General features: G+C 45.2%; 1 rRNA gene. It reads right to left on the reverse strand.

Features of this window, described 5'->3' with window-relative positions:
• Nucleotides 1-231: 231 nt before the first annotated feature.
• A 5S ribosomal RNA gene (gene rrf, locus H5122_RS20045) occupies nucleotides 232-341 on the reverse strand; the annotation flags it as partial.

A 341-nucleotide genomic window follows, 5' to 3' on the forward strand; every position in this document is an offset into this window, starting at 1 on the left:
ACTTTTCTGCAGATGTAAAAAAGCCCGACTATTTCTAGTCGGGCTCTCTACGATTTGAAGTCGGTGCGCTACGCAGTAGGATGTCGTAGTGCCCACAGCGGTAGAAAGTCGCAGTGAAATGCTACACTATCTTTGTGTCGCGATATGAGTGGGTGTTAATTACACATATTTCACTTTTCTGCAGACGTAAAAAAGCCCGACTATTTCTAGTCGGGCTCTCTACAATTTGAAGCCTGGTAATGTCCTACTTTCACATAGCAAATGCTACACTATCATCGGCGCTGTTTCGTTTCACTACTGAGTTCGGCATGGAGTCAGGTGGGTCCAAAACGCTATTGTCA

This window comes from Pseudoalteromonas sp. SG43-8, from assembly GCF_014164245.1.
GTDB classification, from domain to species: Bacteria; Pseudomonadota; Gammaproteobacteria; order Enterobacterales; family Alteromonadaceae; genus Pseudoalteromonas; species Pseudoalteromonas distincta.